Annotated in this window: 14 protein-coding genes; 12 read left to right on the forward strand and 2 right to left on the reverse strand. The window is 71.0% G+C overall.

Annotated features, from left to right (window positions below):
• Positions 1-173: 173 nt before the first annotated feature.
• Both IT355_05195 and motA read right to left on the reverse strand, forming a co-directional pair.
• On the reverse strand, positions 174-1,007 hold the full coding sequence (locus IT355_05195; GenBank protein MCC7052640.1) for an OmpA family protein: 834 nt from the start codon (positions 1,005-1,007) through the stop codon (positions 174-176).
• On the reverse strand, positions 1,007-1,867 hold the full coding sequence (motA, locus tag IT355_05200) for a flagellar motor stator protein MotA (protein MCC7052641.1): 861 nt from the start codon (positions 1,865-1,867) through the stop codon (positions 1,007-1,009). The genes IT355_05195 and motA overlap by 1 nt, the downstream gene beginning before the upstream one ends.
• 111 nt (positions 1,868-1,978) lie before the next feature.
• On the opposite strand from motA, the gene IT355_05205 reads away from it, so the two are divergent.
• The 12 genes from IT355_05205 (at position 1,979) to IT355_05260 (ending at position 18,171) form a co-directional block, all read left to right on the forward strand.
• Positions 1,979-2,683, forward strand: coding sequence for a hypothetical protein (locus tag IT355_05205; GenBank protein ID MCC7052642.1), 705 nt, complete (start codon positions 1,979-1,981; stop codon positions 2,681-2,683).
• Between the two features lie 180 nt (positions 2,684-2,863).
• Complete coding sequence (locus IT355_05210) at positions 2,864-3,781, forward strand: hypothetical protein (protein MCC7052643.1); 918 nt, start codon at positions 2,864-2,866, stop codon at positions 3,779-3,781.
• Entirely contained in the window at positions 3,778-5,868 is a 2,091-nt protein-coding gene (locus IT355_05215) for a hypothetical protein (GenBank protein MCC7052644.1), read from the forward strand. Before IT355_05210 ends, IT355_05215 begins: the two co-directional genes overlap by 4 nt.
• Position 5,869: 1 nt before the next feature.
• Entirely contained in the window at positions 5,870-7,729 is a 1,860-nt protein-coding gene (locus IT355_05220; protein MCC7052645.1) for a glycosyltransferase family 4 protein, read from the forward strand.
• A 177-nt stretch (positions 7,730-7,906) separates the two neighbouring features.
• Positions 7,907-8,920 carry an NAD-dependent epimerase/dehydratase family protein gene (locus tag IT355_05225; GenBank protein MCC7052646.1) on the forward strand — a complete coding sequence of 338 codons (1,014 nt, stop codon included), beginning with the start codon at positions 7,907-7,909 and terminating at the stop codon, positions 8,918-8,920.
• Between the two features lie 10 nt (positions 8,921-8,930).
• A complete protein-coding gene (gene asnB, locus IT355_05230; GenBank protein MCC7052647.1) occupies positions 8,931-10,862 on the forward strand; it encodes an asparagine synthase (glutamine-hydrolyzing) in 1,932 nt (643 codons plus the stop codon).
• Complete coding sequence (locus tag IT355_05235) at positions 10,859-12,040, forward strand: DegT/DnrJ/EryC1/StrS family aminotransferase (protein MCC7052648.1); 1,182 nt, start codon at positions 10,859-10,861, stop codon at positions 12,038-12,040. Before asnB ends, IT355_05235 begins: the two co-directional genes overlap by 4 nt.
• Positions 12,037-12,627 carry an acyltransferase gene (locus IT355_05240; protein ID MCC7052649.1) on the forward strand — a complete coding sequence of 197 codons (591 nt, stop codon included), beginning with the start codon at positions 12,037-12,039 and terminating at the stop codon, positions 12,625-12,627. Before IT355_05235 ends, IT355_05240 begins: the two co-directional genes overlap by 4 nt.
• A complete protein-coding gene (locus IT355_05245) occupies positions 12,627-13,403 on the forward strand; it encodes a hypothetical protein (GenBank protein MCC7052650.1) in 777 nt (258 codons plus the stop codon). The genes IT355_05240 and IT355_05245 overlap by 1 nt, the downstream gene beginning before the upstream one ends.
• A 30-nt stretch (positions 13,404-13,433) precedes the next feature.
• Positions 13,434-14,414, forward strand: a complete 981-nt coding sequence (locus IT355_05250) for a class I SAM-dependent methyltransferase (protein MCC7052651.1) — start codon at positions 13,434-13,436, stop codon at positions 14,412-14,414.
• Positions 14,414-15,307, forward strand: a complete 894-nt coding sequence (locus IT355_05255) for a UDP-3-O-(3-hydroxymyristoyl)glucosamine N-acyltransferase (protein MCC7052652.1) — start codon at positions 14,414-14,416, stop codon at positions 15,305-15,307. Before IT355_05250 ends, IT355_05255 begins: the two co-directional genes overlap by 1 nt.
• Positions 15,304-18,171 (forward strand): glycosyltransferase family 4 protein, encoded by a 2,868-nt coding sequence (locus tag IT355_05260; protein MCC7052653.1) that lies wholly within the window; start codon positions 15,304-15,306, stop codon positions 18,169-18,171. Before IT355_05255 ends, IT355_05260 begins: the two co-directional genes overlap by 4 nt.
• Positions 18,172-18,184: the final 13 nt, after the last annotated feature.

The raw sequence follows: 18,184 nt of genomic DNA on the forward strand, positions 1-18,184 counted from the left end.
GTGCCCGGGGTGCGTTCGTGGCGGGGGATTCGGCGTACCGCCTGCGTCGCCCCGCTGCGTGCGTCACGACGAGGTCTGCGTCGTCCCGCTGCGCGCGTGGTGGTGCGGCCCGTCCGCGGTCCTGCCCCGCGTGGTCGGGCGAGCCGCGCGTCGTCGTCCCGCCCGGCCTCCCGTCAGGCCTTCGGTGGTGCCGGCGGGACGCTGCTGGTGGAGTCGGGGGCGTGCTCGTCGTCGAGGGCGCGGAACGGCAGGAAGATCGAGATGCGACGGTTGGTCGCGTCGTAGGGATCGTTCGGGTTGCGGAGGTCGCGATCGGCGAGGCCGCGCACCTGGACGAGGCGGTCGTTGGTGACGCCGTTGCGGCCCACGACGCGCCGCGCGGCGTTGGCCCGGTCAGCGCTGAGCTCCCAGTTGGTGTAGGTGCCACCGGCCCCGAACGGCGCCCCGTCGGTGTGGCCCTCGAGGATGATCGGGTTGGACAGCAGCGCGAGCTCCTCGGAGATGAGCGTGATCGCCTCGACGGCCCTCGGGCGCAGCTCGGCGGACCCGGGGGGGAAGAAGTCGTCGCCGCTGCCTTTCTCCACCAGCTCGATGCGCAGGCCGTCCTTGGTGATGATGATCTCGATCGAGTTCTTGAGGCTGCGCAGGGCGGGGTTGCTGTCGATGCGTGCGGCGATGCGCGACTTGAAGTCGCGGAACTGCTCTTCCTCCACCTTCCGCACGATGATCTTGAGCGAGTTCTTGGACACCTGTGCCGGCGACGCGCCGGAGGCGACCGGGGAGGCGCCGCCGTTGTACGCGTTCTTGTTGCCGATGGGGCTCTGGAAGTAGCCCTCGACGGCCTTCTTGGTCTCGGAGTCGAGGCCCACCAGCCAGAGCACCATGAAGAACGCCATCATCGCCGTGACGAAGTCGGCGTAGGCCAGCTTCCAGGCGCCGCCGTGGTGGCCGCCGTGACCGTTTCCCTTCTTCTTGACGATGACGATCTTCTTGCCTTCCTTGGACATCAGGCCGCCTTGGCCGCCTTCGCGAGCTCCTCGAGCTCTGCGAAGGTGGGACGGTCACCGGGCTCGATGTTGCGGCGCGCGAACTCGACGGCGGTCATCGGCGCGTCGCCGCGCGCGAAGCTGAGGAGCGCGGTCTTGATGCACATCAGGTAGGCGTGCTCGCTGGCGTTGCGCATCTCGATGGACTTGGCGACGGGGCCGAAGAGGCCGTAGCAGAGCAGGATGCCGACGAAGGTGCCGACGAGTGCGGCGGCGACCTTGGCGCCGATCTCGGCGGGGGGACCGCCGATGGCGCCCATGGTGATGATGACGCCGAGCACGGCGGCCACGATGCCGAAGGCCGGCATGGCGTCACCGACACCGGCAATGGCGCCCGGGACGAGGCTCGCCTCGTGATGGTGCTGGTCGAGGTCCATGTCGAGGATCTCGGCCAGGTTGTGGTCCTCGATGGTGCCGGTGAGCAGCACCTTCAGTGTGTCGGCGAGCAGCGACACCGCATGATGGTGGTGCATGAAGCCGGGGTACTTGCTGAAGATGTCACTCTTCGACGGATCCTCGATGTGCGACTCGAGGCCGACGAGGCCATCCTTGCGGGCCTTGTTGAAGATCTGGAAGAGCACCTGGAGCAGCTCGCCGTACGCCTTCTTGTTGAACGGGTTCGGCTTGAGGAGCCCGATCACGCCGGAGGCGATATGCTTCAGGACCGCGGGCGGATTCGCCATGATCATGGAGCCGATACCGGCACCAAGGATGATGATGAACTCGGTAGGTTGCCACAGGACGCCAACCTTACCATGGTGCATCACGTAGCCGCCGATGACGGATCCGATGACGACCACGAGACCGATGATCAGGAACACGGCAGATAAGTCCGGGCAAAGGGTCAGCGGACGACCATCGTGGGTCGCCATCCGGGTTGGAGTATCGGCCGGATGGGCCGGCTGCTGGACTGCGCCGGTGCGCCGGTTCCCGTGAGCATCGTGGCCCCGCGTGAGCCGGCCTGGCGTGATGTCGTGCTCTGGTTCGAGACGATCGACGCGATCGTGCGCGGCCTCGGTCACGCGCTGAACAACCGGGCCCTCGCCCTGAGCGCGACGATCGAGGCGCTGGATGCGCGGCGGCCGGTGGGGGAGCAGGTGGCGGGGGGGCTGACACGCGAGGCAGAGCGGCTCACGGAGCAGCTCCGGCAGCTCCGGTCGCTGCCGTTCGCGCTGGAGCGCGAGGCGATGCCGCTGCTCCTGCGCGACGTGATCGCGAGCGCGGTGCAGCTCCATCGGTCACATGCCACGCTGGGCGAGGTGCCGGTCTATCTCGAGGGGTCGGCCGATGCGCCGCCGGTGCTGGTGCCGGAATCGGCGATGCTGCACGCCATCCTCGTGACGCTCACGGCGCTGAAGGGCTACGCGGCTCCGGACGGCCTGGTGCGGATCAGTTATGCCGGCACGGCAGAGGTGGCCGAGGTGACGTTCCTGGCCCAGCGGGATCCGGCGGACGAGGGCTCGGGGCGGCCTGCGACGGAGCTGGTGCGACCGACGGCGCTGGCGGCGGCGCTCCTGTCAGGCGCACACCTGCAGATCGACCAGCGGATCGGGGTGCTGGCCAGCGCGGTGACCTGGTCGCTGCCGAGCCTGCGCGCGATGCGGCGGCTGGCGAAGGCCGCCGCAGCCACGGGCTGACGGCGGCCGGGTACGGTCGGCGGGGACACTTCTGCCGGACGGCCCGGCAGGAGTGTCCGGTCTGGGGGCGGACCGGGCTCCGGCCTGGAAGGGCCAAGTCATTGACACACAAGTGTTTACGCTTCGGCACGGCACGTGCTTTGGGACTCGGAGACCACTTCCATCTCCCCGAGGACATGCATGTCGCTGCCGCAGCTGGTGTATCCGTGGACGCAGGAGCCCTCAGCTCCCGTAGCTGTGCCGGCCGGTGCCGGCCTGGCGGTCGCCGCCGCCTCCGCGCTCCACGACCGAGGGTATGTGGGGACGGCGATCGCGATCGCCGCTGCGATGGGCGACGTGACCCGTGCGGAGGGGTGGCGTGCGACGCAGGCTGCCGATGCCGCACTGGCCGTGGCGCTGGCCGCACGAGCGGTGCGCGACACGTCGGTGCCCTCGGTGACGGTGGACGAGAGCGGGGTGCCGCGATTCACCGTGCGCGCGCCCGACATCGACACGGCACTGGCGGCGCTGGCCGAGGAACATGCCGGTGACGGCGTGGATGCCGAGCTGCGGCTGTTCCTGGATGAAGCGCTGCAGAGTGGCGACCGCTTCGTGGATGCGGCGCCTGGCCTGGGGTTCGCGGCGCTGAGTGCCGCCAGCTCGCGGGCGGCGGCCTCGGTGCTGGTGCTGAGCGAGCACGAGGACGAGCGGCACGCGATCGAGCTCGGCGCCCGGGAGAGTGACCTGGGCAGCCTGGTGACGGTGCGCCCGCCGACCGTGCTGGACGCGGTGCCGACGTCGGCGCTGGTGAGCGGGGGCACGACGATCCTGCACGCCGGCGGCGCAGGGGACGTGGCGCCGCTGCTGCGTGGTGCGCGTCGCGCGCTGGAGCGGGGTGAGATCGGGGCGGTGGCCTGGCGCTGCGGTGCATCCGGCGATGCCGGGCGGGATGCCGAGCACCTGCAGGTGGCAGCGGCGGTGCTCGGCGTGTTCGGCTTCCAGCACTTTGCCTTGGCGGAGGGCGCTGGTGGGGTGGAGCTGGTGCCGGCCGAGGCGATGGCGAGCAACGCGATGGTCTTCTCCCTGAGCCCGGCGCTGCTGGAGCGTTTCGGCGGATGATCGCATCCGCGGTGCGGCCGGTGCCGGTGACCCCCGCCACGTCCGTGCAGGCGGCGGCCGCGGACCTGTTCGACTGCCTCGCGAGCTCGGAGAGCGACGAGTACGATCGCACCGGCCGGCTGCCAACGGCAGGTGCGGTCGCGCTCTCCGAGATCGCGGCGCTCTCGACCATCACGACGGTCACGAGCTTCGACATCTTCGACACGCTGGTGGTGCGCAAGGCGGCGTCGCCGCGGGACGTGTTCCTGCACCTGGCGACCCCGGAGCCGTTCGCGTCGTGGGGCCTGGACGCGGTCCGGCTGCAGCAGCAGCGCATCGAGGCGGAGATGGTGGCGCGGCAGAAAGGGCTGGTGGCGCGCCGCTCGGCCGAGGTGACGCTGACGGAGATCCACGCCGAGCTGGCGGTGCTCCTGCAGCGGAACGCGTCGGAGGTGCCGGCGATGGTGCGCGCGGAGCGACTGATCGAGCGGGCGCTGTGCGTGGCGCACCCGCAGCTGAAGCGCACCTTCGACGCCGCCCGAGAAGCCGGCCGCGCGGTGTGGTGCGTGAGTGACACGTACCACGAGGCGGAGTTCCTGCGGGAGCTGCTGGTGTCGTGCGGCTACACGCTGGATGGCGTGCAGGTGGTGAGCTCGGCGGACCGGCGGATGAGCAAGGGCGACGGCCGCCTGCTGCCGGCCGTCGCAGCAGACGCGGGTGTCGCGCCGTCGGATGTGCTGCACATCGGCGACCACCCGGATGCCGACGGGAGCACGCCGTTCCGGCTCGGCTTCCGCGTGGTGGTGCATCCGTGGGCGGCCAGTCGCCACTCCGACGCGCCGGCGTCGTCTGCCGGCGACTCCGTGGCACTCGGCCTGTCGCAGGTCTGTGCGCGGTCGATCGAGCCGCCGTTCCCGTTCTGGTGGCGCTTCGGGTACTCGGTGGCCGGTCCGATGCTGAGCGCGTTCGCCCTCTGGCTGCGCGACCGGTTCGCGGCCGACGGCATCGATCGCGCGTACTTCCTGCTGCGCGACGGCGAGATTATCGAGGCGGTGTACCGGATCCTGGCCGGAGACGGTGCGGGTCCGTCCACGGCGCTGCTGGAATCGTCGCGCCGGGCCTTCGTGCTGCCGGCGGTGGAGACCGGGCGCAGCACGATCACGAGCCAGCTGCTGGCATACGAGAACCCGCGGCCGGCCGGCGACTTCCTGGCACGGATCGGACTGCGAGCGCAGGACTTCGCGGCCGCGTTCCGTGCGGTGGGGCTCTCGCCGGACACGGTGATCGACCGCTCCGACCATTCGGGCTTCACGCGCGTGATGGCGCTGTTCTCGCGGACGGAGGTGGCGACGGCGCTGGTGAAGCGCGCGCAGGCCGAGCGGGCACTGCTCTGGAAGTACCTGCGGCAGGAGGGGGTGCTGGCGCCGGGGCGCATCGCGCTGGTGGACATCGGATGGAGCGGCACGATCCAGAAGGCGCTGGTGGGCGCGGCCTCACTCCAGCATCATCCCCTCGACGTGCATGGCTACTACCTCGGGACCCTGCGTGCGATCGAGGCTGACCTGGGTGGGAGCCGCGCGACCGGGTTCCTGTTCGACGCCGGCGCACCGGAGCGGCAGGCGCGCGCGATCCTGCACCTGCGGCAGCTGGTGGAGTTCATCTGTACGACGGAGAGCGGCAGCCTGCGCGGGTTCGCGGCAGACGGCGCGCGCGTGGTGCCGGTGCACGGCGCCGTGGACCATCCCGAGGGCCAGCGCGCGCACATCGCGCAGGTGCGGGAGGGGGTGCTGACGTTCGCGCGCGGGCTGGTGCAGGAGCGCCGCATGTTCGGTGCCCTGCCGATGACGGCCGACGCTGCGCTGCGCCACCTCGACCGCACGATCCTGCAGCCCACGGCCGAGGAGGCGCAGCAGATCGGCGACCTGCGTCATGGGGAAGGGTTGGGGACCGACGGGTTGCGCGCGTTCGCGCGGTTCCGCGACGGGCCGTTCTCGCCGTCGTCGCTGATGCGTGACCACGCGGACGCCTACTGGCCCACGGGGCTGCTCGCGCGCCGCGAGCCGGCGGCGCTGGCACTGCGCTCGCTTCTCTGGCTGCGTGGTGCGTGACGTGGCGCTGCCGGTCTTGCTGTTGTCCGCCGGTGCGGCGCCTGAGGCCGTGGCGCGCACGCTCGCCTCGCTCGGATCGCAGACCGTGCGGGTGTCGGTGCACACGGACCAGCGTGCCCTGGCCGGGCTGACGTCGGAGCATGTCGGGCTGGTGGTGGCGGGGGCGACGCTCGATGCCACGGCCTGCGAACGCGCGGCGTGGTTCCTGTCGACGCATCCGGGTGTGCCGTGCGTGACGGGGGCAGCGGCGGGGACGCCGGCGGGAGCGCCAGCGCCCGACCTGCTGTCGGCCGCGCTGCAGTTCGTGGTGGGGCGGCGCGAGCTCGTGCAGCAGCTGCTGGCGACGCTGCCGGCGCTGCATCCGTCGACGGCGCTGGCGTTCCTGATCGGTGCGCGGGGCACATGCGGCCGTGGTGCCGGCTGGCTCACCGAGCCCGTCCTGCGCGGTGCGGTGGATGCTGCGGTGTGCGCGACGCTGGTGTCGCAGGCGCGCGAGGCACTGCCGCAGCTGGGCCTGACCGAGGCAGCGCTGTTCGACCACGCGGCCGGCGGGTTGCCGGCGCATCCCCTGCAGCGGCTGATGCGCACCGAGGCGCCGGCGGTGACGGTGGTGCGTGCGCCATCGCGCGGCGGTGGGGTGCGCCTGCTGGCCCTGCTCCAGGGCTTCCCGATGGGCGGCTACACGGTGTTCAACACCGAGCTGCTGCCGCGCCTGGCCGAAGCTGGCCACGTGGTGACGACCTGCACCACCGAGTGGTGGCGCAGCGACTGGCGCCTGGAGCAGGTGCGGGCGGTGGCGCCGGACATCCACCATCCACACGCCGCAGTGCCGGCAGCCGCGGTCCCCGCATACATCGACTGGCTGATCACGACGCGCGGCATCGAGGTGGTGCTGCTGAGCCACAGCCTGCTGGGCTTCCATGCGCTGCCGTGGCTGCGGGCGCGCCATCCCGAGGTGGCGTTCGTGGACTTCGTGCACACCGACTGGTTCGAGCAGGCCATGTACGGCAGCTACGCGACGCTCGCGACGCTGTTCGAGGGCCAGCTGGATGCGCAACTCGCGACGAGCGACACGCTGGCGTCGCAGCTGGTGGCGGGAGGGTGCCCGCGCGACGGCGTGCGCACGGCGCACATCGGCATCGACACCGCGCTCTGGCGGCATGACGGGGACCGGCTGGCGGTGGTGCGGGAGTCGTTCGGGGCGGGGCCGGAGACGCTGGTGCTGCTGTTCGCGGGACGGATCGCGCCGGAGAAGCGCCCGCACCTGGCGGTTGAGGTGGCGGCGGCGCTGCGCGACGACGGGCGCGACGTGGTGCTGGTGTTCGCCGGTGAAGGTCCGGAGCTGCGCCGTGTGCACGAGCGGGCTGCGGCGCTGGGCCTCCTGCCGCGCTGTCACTTCCTGGGTGAGCTGGACGAGCACACGCTGCGCCACGTGTACGCTGCCGCCGACGTGTTCCTCGCGCCCTCGGAGATCGAGGGGATCTCGCGCAGCCTGTACGAGGCGATGGCGATGGGCTGCGTGCCGGTGGTGTCGGATGTGGGCGGACAGCGCGAGCTGGTGGTGCCCGGGACGGGCAGCCTGGTGGATGCCGGCGGCAGCGGCGCGGCGCCGTACGTCGAGGGGGTGCGGCCGTGGCTCGACCGGACGGCGCGGGGGGCGGCGCGGGTGGCGGCTCGGGCCCACGTCGTGAATCGCTTCGACATCACGCGGACGGTGTCGGTGGTGACCGAGGCGCTGGCACTGGCCCGCCGCCGGCGCGCGGAGCGGCAGGCCGTGCTGCCGGTGGCGATGGGCGAGGCGCTCGCGGTGCAGGCGCTGGAGACGATCCGGCGCCACGTGCTGCGGTCGATGGGCCGCTAGGCACCGTCTGCCGGACCGCAGGCCCGTCCCGGCAGGCCCTGCCGATCGACGCGGCGGCCCTGAATCGTAAACGCTTGTATGGCAAGGACTTGTGTTTCGGCATGGGGTGTGCTTTCCGGGGGGGCTGGGGCCGTGTGCCCTGCACCTGACACTTCCCGACCACGCGCTGGACACCCAATGGCCGACATTCGCGGCAAGACGATCTGTGTCATCGGAGGCGCCGGCTTCATCGGCTCCCACGTGGTGGATGAACTGCTCACGCGCGACGTGAAGCAGGTGATCATCTACGACAACTTCTGCCGTGGCACGGTGGACAACCTGACCGACGCGCTGCGGGACCCGCGGGTCAGGATCTTCGAGGCGGGGGGCGACGTGCTGCACTCCGACGTGCTGGGTGCGGCGGTGCGCGAGAGCCAGTGCGTGGTGCACCTCGCCGCACTCTGGCTGCTGCAGTGCCACGAGTACCCGCGGGTGGCGTTCGACGTGAACGTCCGCGGCACGTTCAACGTGCTGGAGGCGTGCCAGCAGCATGGCATCGAGCGGCTGGTGTACTCGTCGTCGGCGTCGGTGTACGGCGATGCGGTGGAGCTGCCGATGACGGAGTCGCACCCGTTCAACAACCGCACGTTCTACGGCGCGACGAAGATCGCGGGCGAGGCGATGGCGCGTGCCTATGCCGACCGCTACGGGCTCTCGTACGCCGGCCTGCGCTACATGAACGTCTACGGGGCCCGGCAGGACTACAAGGGCACGTACATCGCGGTGATCATGAAGATCCTCGACCGGCTGGACCAGGGGCTCTCGCCGGTGCTGATGGGCGACGGCTCGGCGGCCTACGACTTCATCTACGTGAGCGACTGCGGCCGCGCGAACGTGCTGGCGCTGGAGAGCGACGCGCGCGACGAGTGCTACAACGTGGGCAGTGGCGTGCAGACGTCGCTGCGCGAGCTGACGGAGCTGATCCTCGAGCTCCGCGGGTCGGACCTGCCGATCGAGTACCGGCCGGCGGACCGGGTGTTCGTGACCAACCGCGTGGGGTGCCCCGAGAAGGCGGCGCGCGACCTGGGCTTCCGCACGACGGTGCCGCTGCGCGCGGGGCTGGCGCGGCTGATCGCGTGGCGTGACACGCACATCGGGCGGGTGAACGCGCAGGCCGCGGGCCGCCCGCTGCAGCTGCTCACGACCGCCTGACGCGCGCGCCATGTGCGGCATCGCCGGCATCGTGAACGTGCAGGGCACCCCCGTCTCGCCGGGGGTGCTGCGTGCGATGACCGACATCGTGCGCCACCGCGGGCCGGACGGCGAGGGACAGTGGATCGGCGCCGGCGTGGGGTTCGGGCACCGCCGGCTGGCGATCGTGGACCTGTCACCCACGGGGGCGCAGCCGATGCACAGCGACGACGGGTCGCTGGTGGTCACGTTCAACGGCGAGATCTACAACTGGCGCGAGCTGCGCACGGAGCTGGGCCGGCGCGGTGCGGTGTTCCGCACGCAGAGTGACACCGAGGTGCTGCTGGCGGCGTACCGGGCCTGGGGAGCGAAGTGCCTCGAGAAGCTCAACGGCATGTTCGCCTTCGCCATCTTCGACGCGCGCGAGCAGCGGCTGTTCCTGGCGCGCGACCGGTTCGGCATCAAGCCGCTGTACTACCGCTGGGACGGGAGCACGCTGCTGTTCGGGTCGGAGATCAAGTCGATCCTGCAGCACCCGGCAACGACCGTGCGCGTGGACCATGCCGCGCTGGGCGAGTACTTCTCGTTCCAGAACGTGTTCAGTGACGGCACGCTGTTCCGTGACATCAAGCTGCTGCCGCGCGCGCACTCGATCACGCTCGACATGGGGCGCCCCCAGTCGTTCGCGGTGGCCCGCTGGTGGGACTACCAGTTCGTGGAGGAGAAGGGTGTCAGCGAGGGGGAATACCTCGAGGAGCTGGATCGCCTCTTCCGCCAGGCGGTGGACCGGCAGGTGCAGGCCGACGTGGAGGTGGGCACGTACCTCAGCGGCGGCATCGACTCCGGTGCGGTGACCTGCCTCACGGCGGGGCGCCACCCGAACGTGAAGAGCTTCACGGCGGGCTTCGACGTGTCGTCGGCGTCGGGGCTGGAGCTGGCGTTCGACGAGCGGGCCAAGGCCGAGGTGCTGAGCGCGGCGTACCGCACGGAGCACTACCAGGTGGTGCTGAAGGCGGGCGACATGGAGCGGGTGCTGCCGGACCTGGTGTGGCACCTCGAGGACCTGCGCGTGGGGCAGAGCTACCCGAACTACTACATCTCGCGCCTGGCATCGCGGTTCGTGAAGGTGGTGCTGGCGGGGACCGGTGGTGACGAGATCTTTGCCGGCTATCCGTGGCGCTATTACCGCGCGGTGAAGAACGACGATGCCGCGCAGTACCTCGACAAGTACTACGCGTACTGGCAGCGCCTGGTGCCGGACCAGCACCGCGCGACGTTCTTCCAGCCGGCGGTGGCGCAGGCGCTGGTGACGCACCCGCCCGAGGCGGCGTTCCGCAACGTGCTGCGCCGGCGCTCGTTCCTGGCGATGACGCCGGACGACTACGTGAACCACTCGCTCTACTTCGAGCTCTCCACCTTCCTCAGCGGGCTGCTGGTGGTGGAGGACAAGCTGTCGATGGCGCACGGCCTGGAGACGCGGGTGCCGTTCCTGGACAACGACCTGGTGGACTTCGCGCTGCGGGTGCCGGTCAAGTACAAGCTGAAGAACGTGGACCGCATCGTGCGGATGGACGAGAACACGCCGGGCCGGAAGGGACAGCAGTACTTCGACGAGACCGGTGACGGCAAGCTGCTGTTGCGCAAGGCGCTCTCGCGCTACGTGCCGGCCGGCTACGCGAACGGGCGCAAGCAGGGCTTCTCGGCGCCGGATGCGGGGTGGTTCCGCGGGCAGAGCATCGAGTACATCCGGCGCCTGCTCCACACGCGTGATGCGCGGATCTACGAGTTCCTCGACCCCGTCACGGTCGGCGTGCTGCTCGACGAGCACATGGCCGGCCGCGTGAACCACCGCCTGGTGATCTGGTCGCTGCTCTGCTTCGAGTGGTGGCTGCGCCGCTTCCGCGACGGCGAGTCCACCGTCACCGCCACCGTTCCACCACTCCCCCGGGAGCATGCCGCATGAGCCAGGTTCCGATCACCAAGGCGATCTTCGACGCCGACGACCTCGCGACGATCCTCGAGCCGCTGAAGAGCGGCTGGGTGGTGCAGGGGCCGTACGTGGCGGCGTTCGAGCGCGACTTCTCCGGGTGGACGCAGGCCGGCCACGCGATGGCGACCACGTCGTGCACGACCGCGTTGCAGCTGGCGATGGCTGCGCTGCGGCTCGGACCGGGCGACGAGGTGCTGGTGCCGGCCTTCACCTGGATCGCCACCGCCAACGTGGTGGAGCACTGCGGTGCGAAGGCGGTGTTCGTGGACGTGGACCTGCACACGTTCAACATCGACCCGGACCTGCTCGAGGCGGCGATCACGCCGCGCACGGTCGGGATCATCCCGGTGCACCTGTTCGGGCAGCCGGCGCCGATGGGCCGGATCATGGCGATCGCGCGCGCGCACGGGCTGTGGGTGGTGGAGGATGCCGCCTGCGGCTTCGACACCTGGCTGGACGGGCGCCACGTGGGGACGTTCGGTGACTTCGGCTGCTTCTCGTTCCACCCGCGGAAGTCGATCACGACCGGCGAGGGGGGGATGGTCACCACTGACCGCGCCGACCACGCCGCGCTGATCCGCACGCTCCGCGACCATGGCGCGAGTCGCTCCGACCTGGAACGGCACGAGCAGCGCCACGCCTTCCTGCTGGCCGAGTACCGGCACCTGGGCTTCAACTACCGCATGACCGACCTGCAGGGCGCGCTGGGCACGAGCCAGCTGCGCAAGGCGGCGTGGATCATGGCCGGTCGCCGGCAGGCCGCGGCATGGTACGACGCGATGCTCGCGGGTGTCGAGTGGCTGCGCACGCCGCGGCGCGATCCCCGGGTGCGCCACGGCGAGCAGTCGTACGTCTGCCTCTTCCAGCCGGAGGCGCCGACCCTGGGGAACGTGGACCGGCTCTTCGCCCGGCGGAACGACGGCATGTCGGCGCTCGAGTCGCAGGGCATCGTGACGCGGCAGGGGACGCACGCCCCGCCGCACCTGCACTACTACGCCGCGGCGTACGGCTACCAGCCGGCGGACTTTCCCGCCGCCTACCTGGCCGAGCGCTGCAGCATCACGCTGCCGATGTATGCCGGGATGACGGAAGGGGACTGCGCACGGGTGGTGGAGGCCTTGCATGCCGTGTTCGCAGGCGTGCCGGCATGAGCACCGAGACGCAGGACGGCATGGCGGTGCTCGAAGCCGGACTGCGCGCGCTGCATGCGACGCGCTCGGTGGAACTGCGCCAGCGCTTCGATCGCAGCCTCCCGTTCGGCGAGATGGTGGTGGACCGCTGGGCGCGCGCGCGCGCACTCGGCTTCGGTGACGGCGCCTCGATCTACGACAGTGCGGTGGTGATCGGCACCGTGCAGGTGGGCGAGCTCACCTGGATCGGGCCGCAGGTGCTGCTGGACGGCTCCGGCGGGCTGGCGATCGGTGCCACCTGCTCGATCTCGGCCGGCGTGCAGGTCTACACGCACGACTCGGTGGCCTGGGCACTGTCCGGCGGCAATGCCGCCTACGAACGCGCGCCGGTCTCGATCGGGGACCACTGCTACATCGGCCCGATGAGCGTGATCACGAAGGGCGTGACGATCGGGCGGCACTGCCTGGTGGGCGCCAACAGCGTGGTGAAGCAGTCGCTCCCGGACCACAGCATCGCGGTGGGGAGCCCCGCCCGCATCGTGGGGCGTGTGGTGCTGGACGCGGCCAGCGGTGTGACGCTGCAGTACGACCGCGACGGGACCCGGTGATGACCGGGACACGCGCCAGCCGCGCACCGGCGGAACTGCTCATCACGCTCGACGTGGACTGGGCGCCGGACCACGTGATCGATGCCGTCGCGGGGCAGCTGGCCGCTGCCGGCGTGCGCGCGACATGGTTCATCACACATGCGAGTCCCGCTGTCGAGCGGCTGCGGGAGCGTGGCGACCTGTTCGAACTGGGAATCCACCCGAACTTCATGCCGGGATCGACGCATGGCGCGACGGTGGACGCCGTGCTGGCGCACTGCCTGGCGCTGGTGCCGGAGGCGCGGGTGATGCGCACGCACGGACTGGTGAGCTCCTCGCGGCTGCTGGACGAGGTGCTGGCACGCTCGGAGATCCGCATCGACTCGAGCCTGCTGCTGCGCCGGCACCCGAACCTGGGTGTCGTGGAGCAGCCTTTCCCGCACGGCGTGCTCGCGCGCGTGCCGATCTGGTGGGAGGATGACGTGGAGCAGCTCGCCGTCGATCCGCTCTGGGATGTGTCGGCGCCGGGTGGCGGCGGACTGCGGGTGCTGAACTTCCATCCCGTGCACGTGGCGCTGAACGGCGCCACGGCAGCGCCGTATGCGGCACTGAAGGCCGCGTGGCCGGTGCTTGCCGATGCACCGGCGGAGGCCTTCACACGGCACCGCGCGACCGGCGACGGGCCGGCGACGGCCTTCACGCGCGCACTGGCCACGCTGCAGGCCGCCGCCGGCGGCCGCACGCTGGGCATGCTCGTGCCAGACACAGCGCCCGCACCACACCCGGCCTGTGCCTGAGCACTCCACACCCCTGCACCCCCACGTTCCATGACCCTCGCCACCGTTCCCACTCCAAAGTCACCCACGCTGCCACGTGCGATCGAGCGCCTTGGCCTGGCCGGACTCGTGGCACCGGAGGCGATGGCCTCGGCGGCGCAGGACCAGACCGCGGATACCTTCGGCTACAAGTGGCACCGGACCGAGACGTTCACCTCGCAGCCGGTGCAGGCGATGTCACGCACGTGGATGCTCGATCGCTACTGCGGTGGTGACGAGGCGCGGCTGGACGAGTGGCTGGCGGAGCCGGGGCGCCTGATCGTGGACGCCGGCTGCGGCGCGGGACACTCGGCGCTGGCCCTGTTCGGCGATCGCCTGCGTGCGCACGACTACCTCGGCATCGACATCTCGACCGCGGTGCGGGTGGCAGCGGCGCAGTTCGCGGCGCGCGGCATTCCCGCCGGCTTCCTGCAGCATGACCTGACCACGGTTCCGCTGCCGGCAGGGTCAGTGGACCTGCTCTTCAGCGAGGGGGTGCTGCACCACACCGACGACACGCGGGCGGCCTTCCTGCACCTGGCGCGCGCGCTGGCGCCGGGCGGGCGGTTCCTGGCCTACGTGTATGCGAAGAAGGGACCGGTTCGCGAGTTCACGGACGATCACATCCGCGCGCAGCTTGCCGCGCTGGACAACGACGCGGCCTGGCGCGCGCTGGAACCGCTGACGCGGCTCGGCATCGCCCTCGGCGAGCTGGGTGCCACCGTGCACGTGCCCGAGGCCGTGCCGCTGCTGGGCATTCCCGCCGGCCCGATCGACGTGCAGCGGCTGTTCTACTGGCATGTCTGCAAGCTGTTCCATCGCCCCGAGCTGACGCTCGACGAGATGAACCACATCAACTTCGACTGGTTCCGGCCGGCCAACTGCCACCGCCACACCCCCGGCGAGGTGGAGGCGTGGTGCGCCGAGGCCGGGCTGTCCGTGGAGCGGCTGCACGTGGAAGAGGCGGGGATCACCGTGGTGGCCCGCCGCTGATGCGGATCCGGCTGTCCGACCTCGCGTCGCTGGTGACGATCGACATCGTCCGGGACGGCGCGTTCAGCACGCTCGGCGCGGCCACGTCGGGCACGGCGGACACGCTGGTGTTCGTGGAGGAGCCGAGGTGGCTCCGTGGCCTGCAGGGCAACCCGCACGTGTCGTCGGTGCTCACGACGCCGGCGCTGGCCAGCCAGGTGCCCGACGGGGTGGCGGTGGCGGTGTGTGCATCGCCGCGGCGCGCGTTCTTCGAGCTGCACAACCTGCTGGCCCGGACCGACGGGTTCTACTGGACCGACTTCGCCACCGAGGTCGACCCCACGGCGCGCATCCATCCGCGCGCGTACGTGGCCGAGCGCAACGTGCGCATCGGGGCCGGCTGCGTGGTGGAGCCGAACGCCACGGTGCTCGAGCGCTCCGTGCTGGGTGCGGGTGTGGTGCTGCGCAGCGGGTGCACGATCGGCTCGCAGGGCTTCGAGTTCAAGCGCGTCGACGGGCGGATCCTGGCCGTGACCCATGCCGGCGGCGTGCGGCTGGGGGATGCGGTGGAAGTGCAGGCCAACAGCGCCATCTCCCGCGCCGTCTTCGGCGGCTTCACGGAGCTCGGCAGCGAGACCAAGCTCGACAACCTCGTACACGTCGCGCACAACGTCCGCATCGGCCGCCGCTGCCTGCTGGCGGCCAGCGCGATGATCGCCGGCAGCGCCACCCTCGGCGATGACGTGTGGGTGGGGCCAGGGGTCTCGGTGTCCAGCGGCGTCACCGTCGGCGACGGCGCGACCCTCACGATCGGCGCCGTGGTGACGCGCGACGTCGACCCGGGCCAGCGCGTGACCGGGAACTTCGCCGTGGACCATGCACGGTTCCTGTCACACCTCCGGACGCTGCGGTGACGATGACGATCCTCCTGCTGCACGGGGCGGTGCTGGTGCTGGCCACGACACTGGCACGGTTCGCCTTCCTGACGGCCGCCACCACGGCCTCGAGCGACAACGTCGGCTCGGTGCGCGTGACCGAGGCCCAGCGCCGGAGCCGCTGGCTCAGCTTCGACGTGTCGAACTCCGTCTTTCCGGGCACGTATGGCTATCCACCGCTGGTGTTCTGGCTGGTGAGCCGGTTGCCGCGGCGTCTCTGGACGCGCGGGCGCTACTGGGCGAACTACCTCGCCGACACGGCGTCGGCGCTGCTGGTGTGGGCCGCGATCCGGGTGCTGGCGCCGGCGCTTCCGGGCGAGGTGGCGCTGCTGGCGGCACTGGGATTCGGACTCAACCCGCTGCTGCTCCCGACGGTGGACCATGCGCGCATCACGGCCCCGAACGCGCGATCGTTCGGGTTGCTGCTGAACACGCTCTGGATCCTGCTGCTGGTGGCCTGCGTGGCGCGCGGTGATGCGTGGCTGGCGGCCGTCCTCGTGCCGCTGACGTGGCTGATCATCCTCACCTCGCAGTTCGGGATGCAGACGATGTTCGGCGTGACGACACTCGTGTCGCTGCTCAGCGGCAACTGGTGGCCCACCGCCGCGATGTTCGTCGCGACCCTGGTGGGTTGCGCGATTCCCGGTCTTGGCGTGTGGGCCGTGCTGCACCACAAGTTCGCGCACTGGCGATGGTACCGTCGCGTGCAGCGCACGATCGTGAACGTGGTGAGCCTGCGGGCGATGCCGGTGCGCACGCGCGTGGCCGCCTTCCTGCGACTGCTGGCGCACCCCGTGCGTGACGGGCACGCGCTCGGCCACGCGTTCCAGACCTCGCCGTGGTGGAAGATGCTGGCGGGTGTGCTGCCGCTGGTGGTGGCACTCGCGCTGGCGCTGTCGAACCGGACGGTCGATGCCGCGCTCGCGGATCCGGTGGCTCGCGCCCTCGCGCAGGTGTCGCTGGCCGCTGGCATACTGTTCGTGCTGACGCTGCTGCCGCCACTCCTGTTCCTGGGTGAGGCGGAACGGTACGTGGAGCACTGCCTCGCGGCGATCGTCGTGCTGGCGGTGCTGCTGGTGGCTGCCGTGCCATCGCTGGCGCTGACGGCCACGGTGCTCGGCTTCTCGCTGGTGCTCGCGGTGACGGTCGCACAGCTCGCGCACCGGCAGTGGCCCGCGGCGCAGGCGGCGCTGCACTATCCGCAGGTGGGGTTCGGCGAGGAGCGCGCGCTGCTGTCGGCGCTCGTGCGTCGCGGTTCCCCCGTGCGCATCGCAACGGTGCCGGTGAAGGCCGCCTTCCTGCTGCACGACCTGCTCATCGACAGTGCCGAGCCCGGGTCGGAGCGCGTGGAGTTCCTCTTCCAGCACACGCTGCAGCAGGGGGACGACCACTTTGCCTACCTGCTCGAGGACACCACCGATGGGTACACGTACCTGCGCGGAGAACTGGACCGCCTGGTCAGCCGGTACGGCATCAACTTCATGCTGGTGGAGACGGCGCTGCTGCGGGACGCCGGCAACCGCGAGCCGATCCTGGAAGCGCTGCGGCTGCGCACGCCGGTGCACAGTGGCCGGTTCACCCTCTATTCGCTGCACGACGTGGCAGCGGCTCCGGCACCCGCGGTGCCAGTCGCCGCGCCGGTGCCGCTGCCGGCGGAGCACAGCATGACACCTCCCGGGACGGTTCCCGCCCATGCCGGCGTGCCGGTGCCGGCGCCACGGCCCGCGCCGCGCCCGCGGATCCTCGCGATCGCGGACGTGCCCGACTGGATCTTCGAGCGGCACGTCCGGACGCTGCAGGTGGCGTTGCAGGACGAGTTCGAGATCGTGCTGCACTACCACACCATGCCGTTCGACGAGGATGCGTTCGACCTGGTCTACGCGATGGAGTTCGGCCTCGTGCCCACGGCACAGATCCGGTCGCCGTGGAAGTACGTCACGGCGGTGCGGTCACACGTGAGCTGGGAGAACGTGCCGGCGGAGCAGCTCGCGCACTACCTGCGGGCCCACTTCCAGCGCACGCACGTGGTGTCGCGGCGGCTGCAGCGGGCGCTGTCGCCGTGGCTGCCTGACGTGGCGTATGTCACGCACGGCATCGACGGCGAGCGATTCCGGCCGGTGGTGCGCGAGGGGCGTACCGGCACGATCCGCGTGGGGTGGGCCGGCAACCGGAACACTGCCACCAAGGGGTTCGCCGACTTCATCGCGCCGCTGGCCGCACTGCCAGGCGTGGAGCTCGTGTTCTGCGGGTATGCCGACCGGAACCTGACGCTGGACGAGATGCCGGCGTTCTATTCATCGATCGACGCCTACGTGTGCACCTCGCAGACCGAGGGCAACAACAACTCGCTGCTCGAGGCGGCCGCCACCGGCGCGGCGATCGTCACCACCGAGGCCGGCACGGTGCCGGAGTACCTCGTGGACGGCGAGTCGGCGCTGGTCGTGCGACGCGAACCGGTGGCGTTCGCCGATGCGGTCCTGCGCCTGCGCGACGACCCCGCGTTGCGCGCCCGACTCGGCCGTGCCGCGTCGGCGGCAGTGATCCCGGCGTGGACCTGGGCCTGTCGCGCCGAGGACTACCGCCTGTTCCTCCGCGCTGCGGTGGACGGGCGGGAGGCGGCCCGGCTGCGGATGCGCGAGGTGCCGCCGCTGACCACGCTGTCGGTGGGTGGTGCGCCGCCGTTCGACCTCGCGGCGGCGGTGGATGCCGTGCAGCTCGCGGTGGGCGAGGGGCGGGTGGAGGATGCGCTGTCGTGGCTGGCGCAGCTGGCCGTGCATGATGCCTCGAACCCCGTCTGGCCGTCGCTGATCGAGGAGCTCGGCGGCGCATCACGCGCAGCGTGACTGCAGTGGTGTG

The organism is Gemmatimonadaceae bacterium (assembly GCA_020851035.1).
Lineage (GTDB): Bacteria > Gemmatimonadota > Gemmatimonadetes > Gemmatimonadales > Gemmatimonadaceae > JACMLX01.

What these genes read in the sequence shown, in the direction of transcription:
- IT355_05215 (MCC7052644.1), top strand. Translation starts at nt 3,778, where the DNA reads ATGATCGCATCCGCGGTGCGGCCGGTGCCGGTGACCCCCGCCACGTCC.
- IT355_05250 (MCC7052651.1), top strand. Translation starts at nt 13,434, where the DNA reads ATGACCCTCGCCACCGTTCCCACTCCAAAGTCACCCACGCTGCCACGT.
- asnB (MCC7052647.1), top strand. Translation starts at nt 8,931, where the DNA reads ATGTGCGGCATCGCCGGCATCGTGAACGTGCAGGGCACCCCCGTCTCG.
- IT355_05245 (MCC7052650.1), top strand. Translation starts at nt 12,627, where the DNA reads ATGACCGGGACACGCGCCAGCCGCGCACCGGCGGAACTGCTCATCACG.
- IT355_05255 (MCC7052652.1), top strand. Translation starts at nt 14,414, where the DNA reads ATGCGGATCCGGCTGTCCGACCTCGCGTCGCTGGTGACGATCGACATC.
- IT355_05235 (MCC7052648.1), top strand. Translation starts at nt 10,859, where the DNA reads ATGAGCCAGGTTCCGATCACCAAGGCGATCTTCGACGCCGACGACCTC.
- IT355_05195 (MCC7052640.1), bottom strand. Translation starts at nt 1,007, where the DNA reads ATGTCCAAGGAAGGCAAGAAGATCGTCATCGTCAAGAAGAAGGGAAAC.
- IT355_05210 (MCC7052643.1), top strand. Translation starts at nt 2,864, where the DNA reads ATGTCGCTGCCGCAGCTGGTGTATCCGTGGACGCAGGAGCCCTCAGCT.
- IT355_05225 (MCC7052646.1), top strand. Translation starts at nt 7,907, where the DNA reads ATGGCCGACATTCGCGGCAAGACGATCTGTGTCATCGGAGGCGCCGGC.
- IT355_05240 (MCC7052649.1), top strand. Translation starts at nt 12,037, where the DNA reads ATGAGCACCGAGACGCAGGACGGCATGGCGGTGCTCGAAGCCGGACTG.